Raw genomic sequence first — 17,619 nt, forward strand, 5'->3', positions numbered from 1 at the left:
CCTCTGAGATCTTCGCTCACCACCGTCTGCGGGTGCGGCGGGCGAACACTCGGATGCACACCAAGCCCGCCACGAACCCGCCGATGTGCGCCCAGAAGGCCACGCCCCCGCCGAACTCGCTCCGCACGCCCAGGGACGCGATCCCGTACACCAGCTGCAGGAGGAACCACATGGGAAGGAAGAGGATGGCGGGGACCTCCGTCAGGTGCAGGAAGAACCCCAAGGGGACCAGCGCCAGGATCCGTGCCCGAGGATAGAGCACGAGATACCCGCCCAGCACCCCCGCGATGGCCCCGCTCGCGCCCACCATGGGCACCCGGGAGGTGGGCTGGATGAGGATCTGGGCGAAGGCGGCCGCAAGCCCACACAGCACATAGAACGCCAGGAACCCCACATGGCCCGTGGCATCCTCCACGTTGTTCCCGAAGATCCAGAGGTACAGCATGTTCCCCGCCAGGTGCAGCCATCCTCCGTGGAGGAACATGGAGGTGAAGAGCGTGTAGTAGGGGGGGTCCGGGCCCAGGATCCTCGCGGGCACGAGACCGTACGTCTCGAAGAAGGCCTGGATCTCCCACGGACTTTCCAGGCCCGCGGTGTACAGGAACACCAGGATGTTCGTCACGAGCAGGGTGAGCATCGTGATCGGGGTCCGTCGACTGGGGAGGCTATCGCGGAGCGGAATCACCGGAACTCCCCCGAGGAGGCCCCCCAGCGGGCCTGACGGACGCCGTCCGCCTCGAGGAGGGCGGCCAGCAGTTGAGCCCGATCCACCTCCGGAGGGGTCCGAACGGTGAAGGTCAGGTGCACGAGGCCGTCCGTGCCTTGAGCCACCTCGGCACCGAGGACCGTTGCCCGGTGCCGCATGAGAAGGCCGAACAGCTCCGCCAACCGGCCGGGCCGGTCCTGCACGGCCAGGTGGAGCACCCCGGTGTTCCCCCGGCGCAGCAGGCGGGCATCAATCCGCGGGAAGAGATGGAGGATGGCCACCACCGCCAGGGTGCCGAGGGCCGCGGGAAGGTACAACCCGGTCCCCACCGCCATCCCGATGGCGGCCACGGTCCATAGGCTTGCCGCGGTCGTGAGCCCTCCAACCCCTACGCCGTGGCGCCAGATGGTTCCGGCGCCCAAAAAGCCGATGCCCACCACCACGTTTGCCGCGATGCGGGTGGGATCCGCCCCGCTTCCTCGGAACCCGTAGCCGCTGATGAGGGTGAACAGGGTGGCTCCCAGAGCGACCAGGATGTGGGTGCGAAAGCCCGCGGGTTTCTCCAGGGCCTCCCGCTCCAGGCCCACGACGCCGCCCAGCAGGACCGCGAGTCCGAGGCGTAGGATGACCTCCAGGGTCTCGATCACATCTCCCCTCGGCCACTAGAACCCAGTGCCGCCAGCCCATCGTAGAATGTCCCGGTAGGTCAGCACAAGGATGAGCAGAAGGAGCAGGGCGAACCCCACGAGGTGTACGTACCCCTCCCGCCGGGGATCCACCGCCCGGCGCCGTACCGCCTCCACGAGCAGGAAGGCAAGCCGCCCTCCGTCGAGAGCGGGAACCGGAAGCAGGTTGAAGAAGCCTACCATCACACTGAGGAAGGCGGTCATGAAGAGGTAGGAATCGAATCCTGTTCGGGCCGCGTCCCCCAGCAGGCGGACCGCGCCCACGGGACCCGCGAGCCCCTCCAGGAAGCTCCCGGTGGCCAGCAGATGCACCACTCCCACCACGATGTCCCGCGCGAACCGCGCGGTCTGAGCGGTGGCCCAAACGAGGGCGGAGAAGGGAGCCTGGCGCTGCCGGAGGACTCCGGGCGTGATGCCGATGGCGCCCACCCGCAGCCGGGGCTCGAGCTTCGGCGTGACGGTCACCTCAAACACCCGCCCCTCCCGATCCACCCGGATCCGCAGGGGGCGCCCCGGGCTTCGGTGGATGGTCTGGACCATCTGCTCCCCACTCCGGATCTCCTCCCCGTTGATGGCCACGATCCGATCTCTCACCCGCAGCCCCGCCTGCTCCGCGGGCCATCCGGGTCGGATCTCCGCGATCTCGTTCGTCACCCCCACGGGCAGCCCCCACACGGTGACCACCGACCCCAGCAGGAGCAAGGCCAGCAGGAAGTTCATCAAGGGCCCAGCCGCGACCACCAGCATCCGCTGCCCCACCCGTTTCGAGCGGAAGGAGCCCGATCCCGCCTCCTCCTCGAAGTCCTCGCCCGCCAACCGCACGTAGCCCCCAAAGGGGAAGAGGTTGATCCGGTAGGTGGTCTCCCCCCGGCGGAACCGAACCAGGGAAGGGCCGAACCCGATGGCGAACCCCTGCACCGTCACCCCTACCCATCGGGCCACGAGGAAGTGCCCCAGCTCATGGGCCAGGATCATAAGCCCGAATGCGAACACCGCGAGCAGGATCGGCATCAAAGCCCCCTCACCAACGCCCGGGCCCAGCGGTCCGCCTCCAGGACCTCTTCCAGGGTGGGATCCGGGACAGGATCGTGCAGATCCAGGGCCATCCGCACCGCTTTCGGGATTTCCACAAACGTTATCTCCCGCCTCAGGAACCGCTCCACCGCCACCTCGTTCGCCGCATTTAGCACCGCGGGCGCCGTTCCCCCCCGTCCCAGGGCCTCATACGCGTAGTTCAGGCACGGAAACCGTCGGGGGTCCGGCGGCTCAAAGGTGAGCGCCTGAGGACGGCTCCAGTCCATTCGAGCATACGACACCTCCGCCCGATCGGGGTAGGTGAAGGCGTACTGGATGAAAAGCCGCATATCCGGGGGGCTGAGATGCGCTAGGACCGTCCCGTCCACCAGCTCCACCATCCCATGCACCACGCTCTGGGGGTGGATCACCACCTGGATCCGGTCTGGCGGGAGGTCGAACAGCCACCGGGCCTCGATGACCTCCAGACCCTTATTCATGAGGGTGGCGCTGTCTACGGTGACCTTGGGCCCCATCCGCCAGGTGGGATGCTGCAAGGCCTCCTCCGGGGTAACGGCGTGGAGGGAGGAGAGGGGCCGCCGCAGGAAGGGCCCCCCGGAAGCGGTGAGCACCACCCGGGCCACGGTGCCGGGGTCCCGCCCCTCCAAGACCTGGAAGATGGCGCTGTGCTCCCCGTCCACGGGGATCAGGCGGACTCCCCTGGCCGCCACAGCCCGGCGGACCAGGTGACCTGCGGCCACCAAGGTTTCCTTGTTGGCGAGCGCCACGTCGTGCCCAGCTTCGACGGCGCTCAGGGTGGGGCGTAGGCCCGCGATGCCGCTGAGGGCCACGAGCACGAGGTCCGCTTCCGGCCACCGGGCGAGCCACTCCAGGGCCCCTTCCCCTCCTCGGAAAGCGCCCCGGAACTCCGGCACATGGGCCCGGAAGGTCTGGGCGGCCCCCGGGTCGCTCAGGGCCACAGCCTCCGGTTGAAACCGGCGCACCTGCTCTGCGAGGGCCTCCACGTCCCGCCGGGCTCCCAGCCCCGTGATCTGCACCCGGCCCGGGATCGCCTCGGCCACCTTCAAGGCCTGGCGGCCGATGGAGCCGGTGGAACCCAGGATCACCACCCGCCTTGCCCTCACAGGGCCCCCGTCCAGGTGGCGAAGACGTAGTAGCCCACCACGGCCGCAAAGAGCACGCCATCAAACCGATCCAGGAATCCCCCGTGCCCCGGAAGGATGGTGCCCGAGTCCTTCACCTGGGCCTCCCGTTTCAAGGCGGATTCCCACAGGTCTCCCGCCACAGCCGCGGTGCTGCAGAGGGCTCCGGCCACCGCGGCCACGCCGAGCGGGATCCCAAATCCCGCACCCACCGCCAGTGCTCCCAGCACCCCGCACGCCACGCCTGCGGTCGCTCCCTCCACGGTCTTGTTCGGGCTCACCCGCGGGAGGAGCTTGCGCCGGCCCAGCCACCGGCCCACGAAGTAGGCGGCCGTCTCCGTGGCCCACACGGTCCCGAATACGAGGAAGGTGAAGGCCATCCCGTGTCGGAGCTGCCGGAGCAGCAGCAGGTGGGTGGCGAAATAGCCCACGTACAGGACCCCAAGGACCGTACCCGCGGCGTTGGCCAAAGCCCGGCCACGGTTCGGACTGAGCTGCGTGGAGAGGACGTACAGCACCACTCCCGCGAGAACCGCAAGGACCCCCCGCCGCTCCCCCAGATATGCGAGAACCGCGAGCGCCACCCCCGCCAGGACTCCTACCATCCGGCTCGGCGCATACCCCGCGAGGTCCGCGAGAGTGTAGAACTCCCACAGCCCCAACACGATGAGGGCTGCCACCAGGACCAACAGGACCTCCCCCCCGAGCCAAACCCCCACCACGATGATGGGAATGCCGGTGAGAGCGGTAAGGAGCCTTCGGCCTAGCATCCCGAGCCGGGAGCGCCGTCGAACTCCGCGGGGACGAGGCCACCGTACCGACGCACCCGCCGCTGGTAGTCCCGGATGGCGGCGATGAGAGTCTCCCGGTCGAACTCCGGCCACAGGACGGGGGTGAAGTACAGCTCCGTGTACGCGCACTGCCAGATGAGGAAGTTGCTCAGCCGCCGCTCCCCCGCGGTTCGGATGATGAGGTCGGGATCCGGAAGGGGATGGGTCTGGAGGTGCCGAGCCACCACCGCCTCGTCCACCTCCTCGGGCCGGAGCCGACCCGAGGCGATGGCCATGGCGATCTCCCGGACCGCCCCCGTGATTTCCGCCCGGCCTCCGTAGTTCAACGCCCCCACCAGCACGAAGGCGTGGTTGTTCCGGGTGGTCTCCTCCGCAAACCGGATGGCCTCCTGGAGGCTTTGGGGAAACCGGGTGCGATCGCCGATGATGCGGATCTGGACTCCCTGCACGGCGAGTTCCGGGGTTTCCTCCCACAGGACCTGCTCATAGAGCGCACACAGGGCTTCGATCTCCTCCCGGGGACGCCGCCAGTTCTCCGTGCTGAAGGCGTACAGGGTCAGCACCCGGAGCCCCAGCTCCCGCGCCGCCCGAACCGTACGACGGATGGCCTCCCGACCGGCCCGGTGCCCCTCGATCCGGTCAAGCCCCCGGGCCATGGCCCATCGGCCGTTTCCGTCCATGATGATGGCCACGTGGTGGGGAATGCGGCGGGGATCGAGCCCCAGGCTCCGGAGAACGGATCCGGCTTCTGGGGCAGAGGTCGGATCGGGGCGAGATGCGGTGGACACCTCAGCGGCCTTGCGGGGAGGGGGAAAGCCGTTCATACCACTCCCAGCTCACCACGAGCTCCACCACGCCGTCCCGGAGCCGCTGGCGAACCACCCGCTGGGAACCCGTCCCCCGTCCTGCCCGGGGAGGAGCGGTCTGCTGGACTTCCACCCGCCACCCTTCCGCCTCCAGCTGTGCCCGCGCTTCCTCCAGGGGATAGCCCACGACGTCCCGCACCTAAACCTCCAGGATCTCCGCCTCCTTGCGCTGGAGGAGGGCGTCGATCTCCTCGATGAACCGATCCGTGAGCTTCTGGAGTTCCTCCTGAGCACGACGGGCCTCATCCTCCGAGATCTCTCCCTCGTCCTCCAGCTCCTCGATGGTCTCCTTGGCCTCCCTCCGGATGTTCCGGATGGCCACACGTCCCTCCTCCGCCAGCTTCCGGGCCAGCTTCACGAGATCCTGCCGGCGCTCCTCCGTGAGGGGCGGGATGGGAACCCGCAGGACGTTCCCATCCGAGGTGGGATGGAGGCCGAGGTCGCTCTGCAGGAGGGCTTTCTCGATGCTGCGCAGGGCGGATTTGTCCCAGGGCTGAATGACCAGCAGGCGCGGTTCCGGAGCGGTGATGGTGGCCAGCTGGTTCAGGGGAACGGGGGTACCGTAGTACTCGACCCGGATGTGCTCCACCAGCCCCGGATGCGCCCGGCCCGTGCGCAGCCCCGCGAGCTCCCGACGGGTAGCTTCCACCGACTTCTGCATCCGCTGCCGGGCGTCCGCCAGGACCTCCTGGATCACAGCATCCCTCCGATCAGGGTCCCCACATGCTCGCCCCGCACGATGCGCTCCACGTTGCCCGGCTCCGTCAGCCGGAACACCCAGATATCCATGTTGTTGTCCATACACAAGGATACCGCGGTGGCGTCCACCACCTGTTGGATCCCCCGGTTGAGGAACTCCAGGTAAGTGAGACGGTCCAGCAGCACCGCGTCGGGGTAGCGCGCCGGGTCCTTATCGTAGACCCCTGCCACTCCCTTCTTGGCCATGAGCACGGCTCCCGCCTCAATCTCGATGGCCCGCAGGGCCGCGGCGGTGTCCGTAGTGAAGTAGGGGTTCCCTGTACCTGCCGCGAACAGCACCACCCGTCCCTTTTCAAGGTGCCGGATCGCCCGGCGCCGGATGTAGGGCTCCGCGATCTCGTGCATGGCGATGGCGGTCTGCACCCGGGTGGCAAGCCCTTCCCCTTCCAGGATCTCCTGAAGGGCGAGGGCGTTGATGACCGTGGCCAGCATGCCCATGTAATCCGCGGTGACCTTCTCGATGCCCAGCCGGCGGCTCAGCTCCCCTCCCCGCACGATGTTCCCACCGCCCACCACCAGGGCCACCTGGACTCCCAGCTCCCAGACGGCCTTCACCTCCCGCGCCACCAGTTCCAACACCCGGGGATCCAGGATCTCCCGGCCGTTCCCGCTCAGCTCCTCTCCGCTCAGCTTCAGGACGATGCGGCGGTAGCGGAGGTTCGCCATGGCAGGCTCGCCCCTACAAACCCTCCCCCACCCGGAACCGGCAGAAGCGCCGCACCACGATGTTCTCCCCGGTCTTCGCCACCACCTCCGCGATCACGTCCGAGACCTTTCGCTTTTCATCCCGGATGAAGGGCTGCTCCAGGAGCACCACGCCCTCGATCCACTTCTCCACCTTCCCTTCCACCGCCCGCTCCAGGGCCTGAGGGGGTTTCCCCGCCATGGCCTCCTGGAGCTGGCTGCGGGCGATCTCACGCTCCCGCTCCAGCTCCTCGGGAGGAATCTGGTCCCGGGAGATGTACTTCGGGTCCGTGGCTGCCACCTGCATGGCCAGGTCCCGCACCAAGCGCCGGAACTCCTCCGTACGCGCCACGAAGTCCGTCTCGCAGTTCACCTCGATGAGCACTCCCAACACACCGTTCCCGTGGATGTAGGCATCCACCACGCCCTGAGCCGCGGTACGTCCTGCCCGCCTGGCGGCGGCCGCAAGTCCCCGGGCCCGCAGGATCTCGATGGCCCGTTCCAGGTCCCCCGCCGCTTCCACGAGCGCCCTGCGGCAGTCCAGCACGCCGGCCCCCGTACGGGCCCGAAGCTCCCGGATGGCCTCCACGGGTACTTCCCGGTCCTTCTCGCTCACAGGTCTTCATCCTCCTCGAGATCAAAGGCTTCCTCCATCTCCGACTCCAGATCGAAGGTCTCCAGCTCCTCCTCCAGGCCCTCGACCGGCACGGGTTCCTCGGCGGGCGCGGGTACCGCGGGTGGCACCGCCACCGCCTCCTCCCCGAGGAGCTTGCGCCGTTCCTCGATGCCCTCCAGGCATGCGTCCGCCATCTTGGTGGTCACAAGCCGTACGGCCCGGATGGCGTCATCGTTCCCGGGGATGGGGTAATCCACCTCATCCGGATCCGCGTTGGTGTCCACGATGGCTACGATGGGGATGCGCAGCTTCCGCGCCTCTGCCACCGCGATGTGCTCCTTCCGGGTGTCCACCACGTACACCGCACCGGGGAGCTTGGGCATATTCTTAATCCCACCCAGGTACTTCTCCAGCCGCTCCAGCTCCTCCAGAACCCGCACCTGCTCCTTCTTGGGCAGAAGCTCGAGTTCTCCCAGGTGCCTGCGCATCTCCAGTTCCCGCAGCCGATCCACCCGGCGGCGGATGGTCTGGAAGTTCGTCAACAACCCTCCTAGCCACCGCTGGTTTACGTAGGGCTGACCTGCCCGCGTGGCCTCCTCCCGGATGGCGTCCTGGGCCTGCTTTTTCGTGCCCACGAACAGCACCTGATCCCCGGCTGCGGTGACGCTGCGCACGAACCGATAGGCCTCTTCCAGAAGCGGCAGGGTCTTCTGGAGATCGATGATGTGGATCCCGTTGCGCTCCGTGAAGATAAAGCGGGCCATCTTGGGGTTCCATCGACGGGTCTGATGCCCAAAGTGGACCCCCGCCTCCAACAGCTGCTTCATGGTCACCACCGACATCCCGCCTTCCTACCTCCTCCGCCCGTACGTGCACGGGGGATTTTTCGGTTTCCCTGGGCTCCGTCCGAGGACACCACAGGCCCTGGGCAGGCCCACGCCCGCGGTAGTATACCAGACCGCTCCCCGGTCCGGAAGCACGAGCCCCGGTACCGACCCCCGAACGGCCCTCTAGCGGCCGGTCCGGCCGCGCTCCAGCTCCTCCCGCAGAAGAGGATTGAGGATCTTGATGTAGGTTCCCTTCATCCCTAGGGAACGGGATTGGATGACCCGGGCGCTCTCCAGCTTGCGCAGGGCGTTCACGATCACGGACCGCGTGATGCCCGCCCGATCCGCCACCCGGCTCGCGACCACGATGCCCTCGGCATCCCCCAGCTCCTGGAGGATGTGACGGATGGCCTCCAGCTCCGAGTAGGAGAGGGCTCCCAAGGCGGTCCGGACTTGCTCCGCGGCCTGGGGTTCGAGGAGGGCACGGCTTTCCATCACCAGCATGTGGAGGGCCAGCACCGCGGCCCCGTACTGCACGAGCCCTTCCTCCTCTGGCTGGAAGGCCTCTTTCCGAAGCAGCAGGAGGCTTCCCACCCGACGGCCGGAGGCCTGCAGGGGAAAAGCGAGCAACGCCTTGCCTCCTCCTTCCAGAGCTTCCAGGAGGGGACCGGAACGGAGGTTCGCGGCAGGCTCCGTGAGCCTCTCTAGAGCCTGCACCGCGGCAGGAGGTAGACCCGCCTCCACCTCCAGGGGACGGGGTAGGGGTCCCCAGGTGGCAACGACCTTACCCTCCGCGTCCAGGAGCACCGCGGCACTTCGGGTGGCATCGCCAAGGATGGCCAGAACTTCCTGGGCGCTTGTACGCCCAATTTCCCTGCCGATCGCCTGGGCGATCCGCCTCGCGCTCTCCAGGAGTACGTCCTTCAAGCCTCCTCCAGGGGAGCATCCCTCGGGGGCCCCGTCCCAATTTTACCACAAGTTAAAGAATGTAGCGGCTCAAATCCCGATCCTGCAGCACGTCCGCGAGGCGGGCCCGGACATACGGGGCGTCGATGACCACCTCCCGAGGGCCTTCGGGGCCCGCGAAGGAGATCTCCTCCGTGACCTTCTCCAGCACGGTGTGCAGCCGCCGGGCACCGATGTCCTCCGTCTGCTCGTTGATCCATGCGGCGATGTGGGCCATCTCCCGTACCGCATCGGGCGTGAAGATCACCTCCACCCCTTCCGTTCGCATGAGGGCCGCGTACTGCTTGAGGAGGGCGTTTTCCGGCTCCGTAAGGATGCGTACGAAGTCCTCCTCCGTGAGCCGGTCCAGTTCCACCCGGATGGGCAACCGGCCCTGCAGCTCCGGGATGAGGTCCGAGGGCTTACTGGTGTGGAAGGCTCCCGCGCAGATGAAGAGGATATGGTCCGTACGTACGGGCCCGTACTTCGTGGTGACCGTGCAGCCCTCGATGATGGGCAACAGGTCCCGCTGCACGCCCTCCCGGGACACATCGGGCCCCACCGGGGTGCCGGAGCCTGCGATCTTGTCGATCTCGTCGATGAACACGATTCCGAGTTCCTCGGCCCGCCGCACACCCTCCCGCTGTACCTCCTCCTGGTCGATGAGCTTAGCGGCCTCCTCCTGGGCGAAGACCCGCAACCCTTCTGCCACCGTAACGCGCCGACGCTTGCGCCGCTTCGGCAGGAGCCCCCCCAGCAGGTCCTGTACGTTGATGCCCATCTCCTCCACCCCCTGGGCCCCGATGATCTCCACCACCGGCAGCCCGCTCTCTTCCACCTCGATCTCCACCACCTCCCGGTCCAGCTCCCCCCGCAGAAGGCGCGGCCGCAGCGCCTCCCGGCGAGACCTTGCGGCCTCCAGCTCCCGGTCGTAGGACTCGCTTAAGCCTGCACTGGCCCGCCCGCCGAAGAGGGCCTCGAAGGGGTTCTGCGGTCCCGGGCGCGGCGGATCCGGAGCCAGCACGTGCAGCATCCGCTCCTGCGCAAGACGCCAAGCCTCTTCCTGAACGGTCGAGAGGCGCTCAGAGCGCACCATCTGCACGGAGACCTCCACCAAGTCCCGGATGATGGCGTCCACGTCGCGGCCCACGTACCCCACCTCGGTGAACTTGGTGGCCTCCACCTTCACGAAGGGGGCCCGCACCAGGTGCGCCAGCCGTCGGGCGATCTCGGTCTTGCCCACCCCCGTGGGCCCGATCATGAGGATGTTCTTGGGGATCACCTCACGCCGCAGGGGCTCCGGCAGGAGGGCCCGGCGGTACCGGTTGCGGAGCGCGACGGCCACGGCCCGCTTGGCAGCCTGCTGTCCCACGATGTACTTGTCCAGCTCCTCCACGATTCGCCGGGGCGTGAGCTCCCGCATGGACTCCAGGAGGGTGTCCTCCGATCTCACGGCAGGGTCTCCACAGTGATCTCCGCGTTCGTGAAGATGCAGATCTCTGCCGCGATCCTCATGGCCTCCCGGGCGATCTCCGCCACGGAGAGGCCTGTGTGCCGGGCCAGAGCCCGGGCCGCGGCGAGTGCATACGGCCCACCGCTTCCGACCGCCGCGATCCCATCATCGGGCTCCACCACGTTGCCATCCCCGGAGAGGACGAAGAGGTGCTCCCGGTCGCAGACCACCAGCAGGGCCTCCAACCGCCGCAGAATCCGATCCGTGCGCCACTCCTTCGCCAGCTCCACCGCGGCCCTCGGGAGATTGCCCCGGTATTCCTGGAGCTTCGCCTCGAACTTCTCGAACAGGGTGAGCCCATCCGCGGCACTCCCCGCGAACCCCGCGAGCACCCGGTCCCCCACGCGCCGCACCTTCACCGCCCGATGTTTGAGCACGGTCTCGCCGAGGGTGACCTGCCCATCACCCGCCACCGCGGCCTCTCCCCCGCGGCAGATGCCGAGGATGGTCGTCCCATAGAACCTCAGGCCCTGGGATGCGATCGGTCGTACACCTCCTTCAGCCGGGCCCGGGAGAGGTGGGTGTAGATCTGGGTGGTCGCCAGGTTCGCGTGGCCCAACAGCTCCTGGACCACCCGGAGGTCGGCCCCGCCCTCCAGCAGGTGCGTGGCGAAGGTGTGGCGGAAGGTGTGCGGGGTGGCGCGGAGCCCGGGCAAGCGCGCCCCCAGGCGCTGCACCAGGTACTGCAACCCCCGCACGGAGAGGGGCCGGCCCCGAACGCTGGTGAACAGAGCCTCCACATCCCGCCCCCGCACCAGCTGCGGTCGGCCTCGCCGGAGATAGGCCTCCAGACTCCTCCGGGCAGCCTCCGTGAGGATCACCACCCGTTCCTTGCCCCCCTTGCCTACAACCCTCAGTTCCCGCCCCTCCTCGACGTCCCGTACCCGGAGGCCCACCACCTCGGAGGCGCGTAGCCCGCTTCCGTACAGCACCTCCAGCAGGGCCCGGTCCCGGAGGCCCACGGGATCCCCGCGCGGGGGCGAGGCAAGCAGGGCCCGCATCTGCTCATGGGTGAGGGAGCGGGGCAGGCGGCGGGCCCTCCGGGGCGTCCGGAGGGCCCGCACGGGATTGGCGGGAAGACGTCCCGCCCGGACGAGGAACCGGCACAGCCCTCGCAGGGCGCTGAGCTGGCGGGCTAGGGTGGTGGGGGCGACCCGCTGGCTTCTGCGCGCCAGGTAGCGGCGCAGCAGGGCCGGCGAGAGATCCTCCCAGCGGGAAACCCCTTCCTCCTGCAAAAAGCGTGCCACCTCCATGAGATCCCGGGCATAGGCCCGGTAGGTGTGGGGGGAGATCCCCCGTTCCGAGTGAAGCGCTTCCAGGAAGCGGGCGATGTCCGTCGCTAGGAGCGAACCATCGTGGTTTCCTGGGTCCGGGACGGGATCTCGCTGGTGGCGCACTCGGGGTTGAGGCATCGCAGCTCCACCTCACCACGTCTGGTCCTCTTCTCCGCCATGGGATACCCACACACAGGGCACCGTACGTCCTGGGGCCGGTCCCAGGAGGTGAAGGTGCAGGCAGGGTAGTTCCCGCATCCGTAGAACAGGCGGCCGCGGCGGCTGCGGCGCTCCACGATCTCCCCCCCGCACCGGGGACACCGGACCCCGATTCCCACCGGCCGGGTGTAGGTGCACGCAGGGTACCGGGTGCACGCGATGAACTCCCCGAAACGGCCCTGCTTGCGCACCAGGGGAGCCGCGCACTGCGGACAGCTCTCGCCCGTGGGTTCGGGACGGAGCTCCACCTCCTCGATGTGCTGCTCCGCGCGCCGGAGGTCCTGTTCAAAGGGCTCGTAGAACGCACGAACCACGCCCACCCAGTCTGCCTTACCCTCCTCGATGCGGTCCAGGCTGCTCTCGAGGCGTGCGGTGAACTCCACATCCACCACGTTGGGGAAGTGGGTGGTGAGCAGCTGATTCACGAGCCGGCCCAGGGAGGTTGGCACCAGCCGCTTCTGCTCCGTGCGCACGTACCCTCGCTTCTTAAGGATCTCCAGGGTGGGGGCATAGGTGGAGGGTCGCCCGATGCCCTTCTCCTCCAGGGCCTTCACCAGGGTAGCCTCCGTGTAGCGCGGGGGCGGGGTGGTGAAGTGCTGCTGGGAGCGGAGCGCCAACAGCTCCAGTTCCTCCCCCACCGCCAGGGCAGGAAGCCAACTCCCCTCATCCTCCTCCTGATCCTCCCGGTACACCACCAAAAACCCGGGGAATTTGAGCCGCTGTCCCGTGGCCCGGAAGACGTAGGGACCCGCCGTGATGTCCACGGAGAGGGTATCGAAGACCGCGGAGCACATCTGGCTCGCCACGAACCGGTCCCACACGAGCTTGTACAACCTGAACTGGTCGGGCCGCAGGTACGGCCGCACCCGCTCCGGGGTACGGCGGACGGAGGTGGGGCGGATGGCCTCGTGCGCGTCCTGCGCGGACTGTTTGGCCGCATAGCGGCGGGGGGTTGGGGGAACGTACTCCGGCCCATACCGCTCCTGGATGTACGCCCGTGCCTCCGCCACCGCGCTCGCGGCCACCCGCACGGAGTCCGTGCGCATGTAGGTGATGAGGCCTACGGTCCCCTCCTCCCCCAGGTCCAGCCCCTCATAGAGCTGCTGCGCGATGGCCATGGTGCGGGCGGCGGTGTATCCGAGCCGGCGGTGCGCCTCCTGCTGGAGGGTGCTGGTGGTAAAGGGGGGGGCAGGATGCCGCTGCTGATCGCGCCGCCGGACCTCCGCCACCCGATACGTGGCTCCCTCCAGCTCCGCCAGGACGGCACGCACCGCCTCCTCGTTGGGGAGCTCCACCCGTTCCTCTCCGCGGCTGTGGAGCCGGGCCTCGAAGGAAGCCGCGTCCTGCGGTCTACGGAGAAGGGCGGAGAGGGTCCAGTACTCCTGAGGCACGAAGGCCTCGATCTCCGCCTCCCGCTCGCATACCAAGCGCAGGGCCACGGACTGCACCCTTCCCGCGCTGAGCCCGCTGCGCACCTTGCGCCACAGCAGCGGGCTCAGATTGTAGCCCACCAGCCGGTCCAGGATCCGACGGGCCTGCTGCGCCGCCACCAGGTTCAGATTGATGTCCCGGGGGTTCTCCAGGGCCCTTCGCACCGCTTCCGGGGTGACCTCGTGGAACTCGATCCGGCGGATGTTGCGGTTCGCGTCCTCCAGCAGCTGCTGGAGGTGCCAGCTGATGGCCTCCCCCTCCCGATCGGGGTCCTGGGCGAGGTAGACGGCCTTGGCGCGCCTGGCGAACTCCCGCAGCTCCCGGAGGATGGGTCCCTTGCCCTTGATCACGATGTAGTGCGGCCGGAAGCCGTCCGCGATGTCCACGCCGAGCCGGGATTTGGGGAGGTCCCGCACGTGCCCCATGGAGGCCAGGACTTCGTACCGCCGGTCCAGCATCCTCTTCAAGGTGCGCGCCTTCGCGGGCGACTCTACCACGATCAGGCTCTTTGCCTTCGCCAAATCCTCCCCTCCCCTCCGGGAGCCCTGCTCGCGCCTCATGGTAGCACAGCCGTCAACCCGCGAGGCGGCGTACAATGGATCTGGAATGGCGGAAAGCTCGCTCCCGCCCGAGACCCTGGAAGCCTTCGGGGGAGACCTCCTCCGGGCTCTGGTGTTCTATGAAAAGTATGCCCTGCGGGACTTGGAGGACCGCGTCCTGGAGACCCGTCCCGAGCAGATGTGGGCCCGGGTGGCCCGGGAGCTGGCGCGCGTGGAACCGGACCCCGAGCGGAGGGCCTCCTGGGAGCGGGCCTTCTACTGGCTACTGGAGGACTTCAAGTTCCTCCCCGGGGGCCGCATCCTACACGGGGCCGGCAACCCCCGCAAGGTCACCCTCATCAACTGCTATGTGGAGGCCATCCAGGGCGACAGCCTGGAGGCCATCTTCGCCGCGGTGCAGAACTGCGCCCGCACCTTCAGCCGTGGGGGCGGGGTGGGCACGGACATCTCCCCCCTGCGGCCCCGAGGGGCTCCCGTGCACAACGCGGCCCGGGTGAGCACGGGTGCCGTGAGCTTCATGGAGCTGTTCTCCCTCACCACGGGCATCATCGGGCAGGCGGGCCGGCGCGGGGCCCTCATGATCACCATCGCGGACCACCACCCGGATGTGCTGGAGTTCTGCAGGGTGAAGCGCGACCTCACGAGCGTCCGGTTCGCGAACATCAGTGTGCGGCTCAGCGACGCCTTCCTGCAAGCCGTGGAACGCGACGAGCCCTGGCGCCTGTGGTTCGAGGGGCCCGAGGTGGGCCGGATGGAACGGGTGATCCCGGCCCGGCACCTGTGGCAGGAGCTGGTGCAGGGAGCCCGGGACTGGGCGGAGCCCGGAGTGCTGTTCTGGGACACGGTCCTGCGCCTGAGCACCTCCTGCTACGGGGGGATGGAGCCCGTGACCACGAACCCCTGCGGCGAAGAACCCTTAGAGCACGGGGGGTCCTGCGATCTGGGCTCCCTCAACCTGGCCCAGTTCGTGCGCGATTCCTTCACTCCGCAGGCCCGGCTGGACTTCGAACAGCTGGGAAAGGCGGTGGAGGTAGGGGTGCGGTTGCTCGACAACGTGCACGACTACAACCGGGGCCGACACGCCCTCCCGCACCAGGAAGAAGCCTCCCTCCGGGCCCGCCGCATCGGGCTCGGGATCACGGGCCTTGCGGATGCCCTCATCCTGTTGGGGCTCCGGTACGACAGCGACGAGGGCATCGCCTTCGCGGAGCGGATCATGCGATTTATTAAAGAACACGCCTACCGGGCCAGCATCGCCCTCGCGCGGGAGAAAGGCCCCTTTCCCGCCCTCGATCCGGACCGGCACCTCCGTTCTCCCTTCTTCCGCGATTTCCCGGAGGACATCCTGGAGGGGATCCGCAAACACGGGCTACGGAACGTGAGCCTCCTCACCATCCCGCCCGTGGGAAGCGGCTCCGCCATGGCCGGAGTGAGCAACGGGCTCGAGCCCGTCTTCGCCCTCAGCTATGTGCGGCGCAGCGAGTCCCTCTCGCAGCCGAGCTTCCGGGTGCTCCATCCCGTGGTGACCCGATACCTCGCGGTCGCAGGACAACGCCTCGATCCCCAGGAGCTGGAGGAGGTGGAGGATCCGGAAAGCTACCTCATGGACCGACTGCCCCCGTACTTCGTCACCGCGCATCGCATCGATCCCCTACGCCGGGTGGAGATGCAGGCGGCCCTACAGCGCCACATCGACCAGAGCATCAGCAGCACCATAAACCTTCCCCGGGATACGCCCCCGCAGACCGTAGCCCGCATTTACCTCCATGCTTGGCGCATGGGCCTCAAGGGGGTCAGCGTTTACCGGGAAGGGTCCCGGGAAGGGATCCTGGTAACCCCGGAGGAGGCGAGGCGCGATGGTGTGATGCTCCTGCGGGAGCGGGTGCGGATCCTAGCCAAGCAGGTCCTGCCGGATCTCCCCACGGGCGGGGACCGGCCGGAGGAGCAGATCGAGGCGGTGGTGCGGGCGCTGGTGGAGCGGGTGCGGGAAGCGCCTGCGGAGGGGGAAGGGCTGTTGCGGGAACGGCCCGAGCGGCTGGAAGGGCCCACCTACCGCATTCCCACCCCCTTCGGCACCGCCTTCGTCACCATCACGGAGCACGCGGGGGAGCCCTTTGAGGTCTTCGGCCGGCTGGGAAAAGCGGGGAGCGATGCGGAGGCGGATGCGGAGGCCATCGGCCGGCTGTGCAGCATCCTTCTCCGGCTGCGGGGCCCCGGCAGCGGGCTGCAGCGGCTGCAGCTCATCGTGGATCAGCTGGAGGGGATCGGCGGATCCCGGTGGCTGGGCTACGGGGCGGAGCGGGTCCGCAGTATCCCGGACGCGTTTGCCCTGGCCCTCAAGAAGTACCTTCAGGATCGCGGGGTGCGACAGACGACGGAAGAACCCGTCCTGCCGCCCTCCGGGGAAGCACAGGAGTCCGCAAACCTCTGCCCCCGGTGTCAGCGGTGGGAGCTCGTGAACGTGGGCGGATGCACGGTCTGCACCCACTGCGGGTTCCGGGAGTGCTAACAGGTCCGTACGTACCGGCCGCCCGCCAGCCGGCGCACGATCCCCCGGACCTCTAGGGCCACCAGAATGGCGGCCACCGCGGCCGGAGAATGGCCCGTGGCCCGCACCAGCTCATCGAGGTGACAGGGCTCCTCCAGGAGGGCTACCAGGGGGGCCTCCGCCTCGGAAAGCGGTGCCGCGGTTCGGCCCTTGCGCGGGGGAATTCCCAGGACGGAAAGCACGTCCTCCGCGGACTCCGCGAGGTACGCCCCCTCCCGCAGCAGCTGATGCGGCCCTCGGCTGCGGGGGTTCAGCACGCACCCCGGCACCGCGAACACCTCCCGCCCCAGGTCCAGGGCGAATTCCGCGGTGAGGAGGGCCCCGCTGCGCTCGCGGGCTTCCACCACCACCACGGCCCGGCTGAGAGCCGCGAGGATCCGATTGCGGGCGGGGAAGTGATGCCGGAGGGGTGGAGTACCCGGTGGATACTCGGAGAGGACCGCGCCGTGCGTCGCCACCTGCTCCAGGAGCTCCCCGTGCTCCGCGGGCCAGACCCGGTCCATCCCGCACCCGAGGACGGCCACGGTCAGGCCCCCCGCTTCCAGAGCTCCCCGGTGTGCGGCGGCATCGATCCCCCGGGCAAGCCCGCTCACCACGCAGACCCCGGCCGCCGCGAGGTCTGCCGCGAGCCGGCGGCCCACCTCCACGCCGTCCGCGGAGGGTCGGCGGGTTCCCACCACGGCCACGTGGGGAACTTCGGGGAGGTTTCCCCGGATGTACAAGGCCAGGGGCGGATCCGGGAGTGACCGGAGGAGGGGAGGGTAGTCGGGATCCACCAGGGTAACCAGCCGCGCCCTCATGGCCTCCGCCTCCCTGCGGAGCGTCTGCGGGTCCCGGACGGCGCAGAAGGCCGCGATCCGTTCCGCGGAATGCTCCGTGACCAATTCCGCCAGCACATCCCGAGGAGCCCGGACGACCGCCGCCGGGGAGCCCAGGGACTCGAGAAGGCGGTGCTTGGTGCGGGGCGGGATTCCAGGCACGGCGTTGAGCAGGATGCAGGCCTCTCGATCCGTCACCG

At 68.6% G+C, this 17,619-nt stretch carries 18 protein-coding genes; 1 reads left to right on the top strand and 17 read right to left on the bottom strand.

Translation table 11 applies throughout. The features are described 5' to 3' along the window. Positions 1–16 precede the first annotated feature (16 nt). The 16 genes from N0A24_01745 to topA all read right to left on the bottom strand — a co-directional run bounded on the left by N0A24_01745 (position 17) and on the right by topA (position 14,014). Complete coding sequence (locus N0A24_01745; protein MCS7172130.1) at positions 17–685, bottom strand: rhomboid family intramembrane serine protease; 669 nt, start codon at positions 683–685, stop codon at positions 17–19. Then, the gene (locus tag N0A24_01750; GenBank protein MCS7172131.1) at positions 682–1,353 is read right to left on the bottom strand and encodes an MgtC/SapB family protein; all 672 of its coding nucleotides are present in this window, start codon (positions 1,351–1,353) and stop codon (positions 682–684) included. Before N0A24_01750 ends, N0A24_01745 begins: the two co-directional genes overlap by 4 nt. 15 nt (positions 1,354–1,368) lie before the next feature. Beyond that, positions 1,369–2,403: an RIP metalloprotease RseP gene (rseP, locus tag N0A24_01755; GenBank protein ID MCS7172132.1), complete on the bottom strand. Its 1,035-nt coding sequence runs from the start codon at positions 2,401–2,403 to the stop codon at positions 1,369–1,371. Then, complete coding sequence (locus N0A24_01760) at positions 2,403–3,551, bottom strand: 1-deoxy-D-xylulose-5-phosphate reductoisomerase (GenBank protein MCS7172133.1); 1,149 nt, start codon at positions 3,549–3,551, stop codon at positions 2,403–2,405. Before N0A24_01760 ends, rseP begins: the two co-directional genes overlap by 1 nt. Continuing rightward, on the bottom strand, positions 3,548–4,339 hold the full coding sequence (locus N0A24_01765; GenBank protein MCS7172134.1) for a phosphatidate cytidylyltransferase: 792 nt from the start codon (positions 4,337–4,339) through the stop codon (positions 3,548–3,550). Before N0A24_01765 ends, N0A24_01760 begins: the two co-directional genes overlap by 4 nt. Then, positions 4,333–5,148, bottom strand: coding sequence for an isoprenyl transferase (locus tag N0A24_01770; GenBank protein MCS7172135.1), 816 nt, complete (start codon positions 5,146–5,148; stop codon positions 4,333–4,335). Before N0A24_01770 ends, N0A24_01765 begins: the two co-directional genes overlap by 7 nt. A 1-nt stretch (position 5,149) precedes the next feature. Next, complete coding sequence (locus tag N0A24_01775; GenBank protein ID MCS7172136.1) at positions 5,150–5,365, bottom strand: PASTA domain-containing protein; 216 nt, start codon at positions 5,363–5,365, stop codon at positions 5,150–5,152. Further along, on the bottom strand, positions 5,366–5,923 hold the full coding sequence (gene frr / locus N0A24_01780; GenBank protein MCS7172137.1) for a ribosome recycling factor: 558 nt from the start codon (positions 5,921–5,923) through the stop codon (positions 5,366–5,368). Then, positions 5,920–6,651, bottom strand: coding sequence for a UMP kinase (gene pyrH / locus N0A24_01785; GenBank protein MCS7172138.1), 732 nt, complete (start codon positions 6,649–6,651; stop codon positions 5,920–5,922). The genes frr and pyrH overlap by 4 nt, the downstream gene beginning before the upstream one ends. Before the next feature lie 13 nt (positions 6,652–6,664). Beyond that, complete coding sequence (gene tsf / locus N0A24_01790; protein MCS7172139.1) at positions 6,665–7,285, bottom strand: translation elongation factor Ts; 621 nt, start codon at positions 7,283–7,285, stop codon at positions 6,665–6,667. Continuing rightward, on the bottom strand, positions 7,282–8,127 hold the full coding sequence (rpsB, locus tag N0A24_01795; protein ID MCS7172140.1) for a 30S ribosomal protein S2: 846 nt from the start codon (positions 8,125–8,127) through the stop codon (positions 7,282–7,284). The genes tsf and rpsB overlap by 4 nt, the downstream gene beginning before the upstream one ends. 168 nt (positions 8,128–8,295) lie before the next feature. Further along, positions 8,296–9,039 carry a GTP-sensing pleiotropic transcriptional regulator CodY gene (locus tag N0A24_01800; GenBank protein ID MCS7172141.1) on the bottom strand — a complete coding sequence of 248 codons (744 nt, stop codon included), beginning with the start codon at positions 9,037–9,039 and terminating at the stop codon, positions 8,296–8,298. A gap of 52 nt (positions 9,040–9,091) precedes the next feature. Next, positions 9,092–10,480, bottom strand: a complete 1,389-nt coding sequence (hslU, locus tag N0A24_01805) for an ATP-dependent protease ATPase subunit HslU (GenBank protein ID MCS7172142.1) — start codon at positions 10,478–10,480, stop codon at positions 9,092–9,094. 26 nt (positions 10,481–10,506) lie between these two features. Further along, entirely contained in the window at positions 10,507–11,037 is a 531-nt protein-coding gene (gene hslV / locus N0A24_01810) for an ATP-dependent protease subunit HslV (GenBank protein ID MCS7172143.1), read from the bottom strand. After that, positions 11,034–11,981: a tyrosine recombinase XerC gene (locus N0A24_01815; GenBank protein MCS7172144.1), complete on the bottom strand. Its 948-nt coding sequence runs from the start codon at positions 11,979–11,981 to the stop codon at positions 11,034–11,036. Before N0A24_01815 ends, hslV begins: the two co-directional genes overlap by 4 nt. After that, positions 11,909–14,014 carry a type I DNA topoisomerase gene (gene topA / locus N0A24_01820; protein ID MCS7172145.1) on the bottom strand — a complete coding sequence of 702 codons (2,106 nt, stop codon included), beginning with the start codon at positions 14,012–14,014 and terminating at the stop codon, positions 11,909–11,911. The genes N0A24_01815 and topA overlap by 73 nt, the downstream gene beginning before the upstream one ends. 85 nt (positions 14,015–14,099) lie before the next feature. Here topA and N0A24_01825 point away from each other — a divergent pair, with 85 nt between their 5' ends. Then, the gene (locus tag N0A24_01825) at positions 14,100–16,562 is read left to right on the top strand and encodes an adenosylcobalamin-dependent ribonucleoside-diphosphate reductase (GenBank protein ID MCS7172146.1); all 2,463 of its coding nucleotides are present in this window, start codon (positions 14,100–14,102) and stop codon (positions 16,560–16,562) included. On the opposite strand, the gene dprA is transcribed toward N0A24_01825, so the two are convergent. Continuing rightward, positions 16,559–17,617 carry a DNA-processing protein DprA gene (dprA, locus tag N0A24_01830; GenBank protein MCS7172147.1) on the bottom strand — a complete coding sequence of 353 codons (1,059 nt, stop codon included), beginning with the start codon at positions 17,615–17,617 and terminating at the stop codon, positions 16,559–16,561. The genes N0A24_01825 and dprA overlap by 4 nt on opposite strands. Positions 17,618–17,619 lie beyond the last annotated feature (2 nt).

The organism is Armatimonadota bacterium, from assembly GCA_025059775.1.
Lineage (GTDB): Bacteria > Sysuimicrobiota > Sysuimicrobiia > Sysuimicrobiales > Sysuimicrobiaceae > Sysuimicrobium.

What these genes read in the sequence shown, in the direction of transcription:
- rpsB (MCS7172140.1), bottom strand. Translation starts at nt 8,127, where the DNA reads ATGTCGGTGGTGACCATGAAGCAGCTGTTGGAGGCGGGGGTCCACTTT.
- hslU (MCS7172142.1), bottom strand. Translation starts at nt 10,480, where the DNA reads ATGCGGGAGCTCACGCCCCGGCGAATCGTGGAGGAGCTGGACAAGTAC.
- N0A24_01765 (MCS7172134.1), bottom strand. Translation starts at nt 4,339, where the DNA reads ATGCTAGGCCGAAGGCTCCTTACCGCTCTCACCGGCATTCCCATCATC.
- N0A24_01815 (MCS7172144.1), bottom strand. Translation starts at nt 11,981, where the DNA reads ATGCCTCAACCCCGAGTGCGCCACCAGCGAGATCCCGTCCCGGACCCA.
- N0A24_01825 (MCS7172146.1), top strand. Translation starts at nt 14,100, where the DNA reads ATGGCGGAAAGCTCGCTCCCGCCCGAGACCCTGGAAGCCTTCGGGGGA.
- pyrH (MCS7172138.1), bottom strand. Translation starts at nt 6,651, where the DNA reads ATGGCGAACCTCCGCTACCGCCGCATCGTCCTGAAGCTGAGCGGAGAG.
- rseP (MCS7172132.1), bottom strand. Translation starts at nt 2,403, where the DNA reads ATGCCGATCCTGCTCGCGGTGTTCGCATTCGGGCTTATGATCCTGGCC.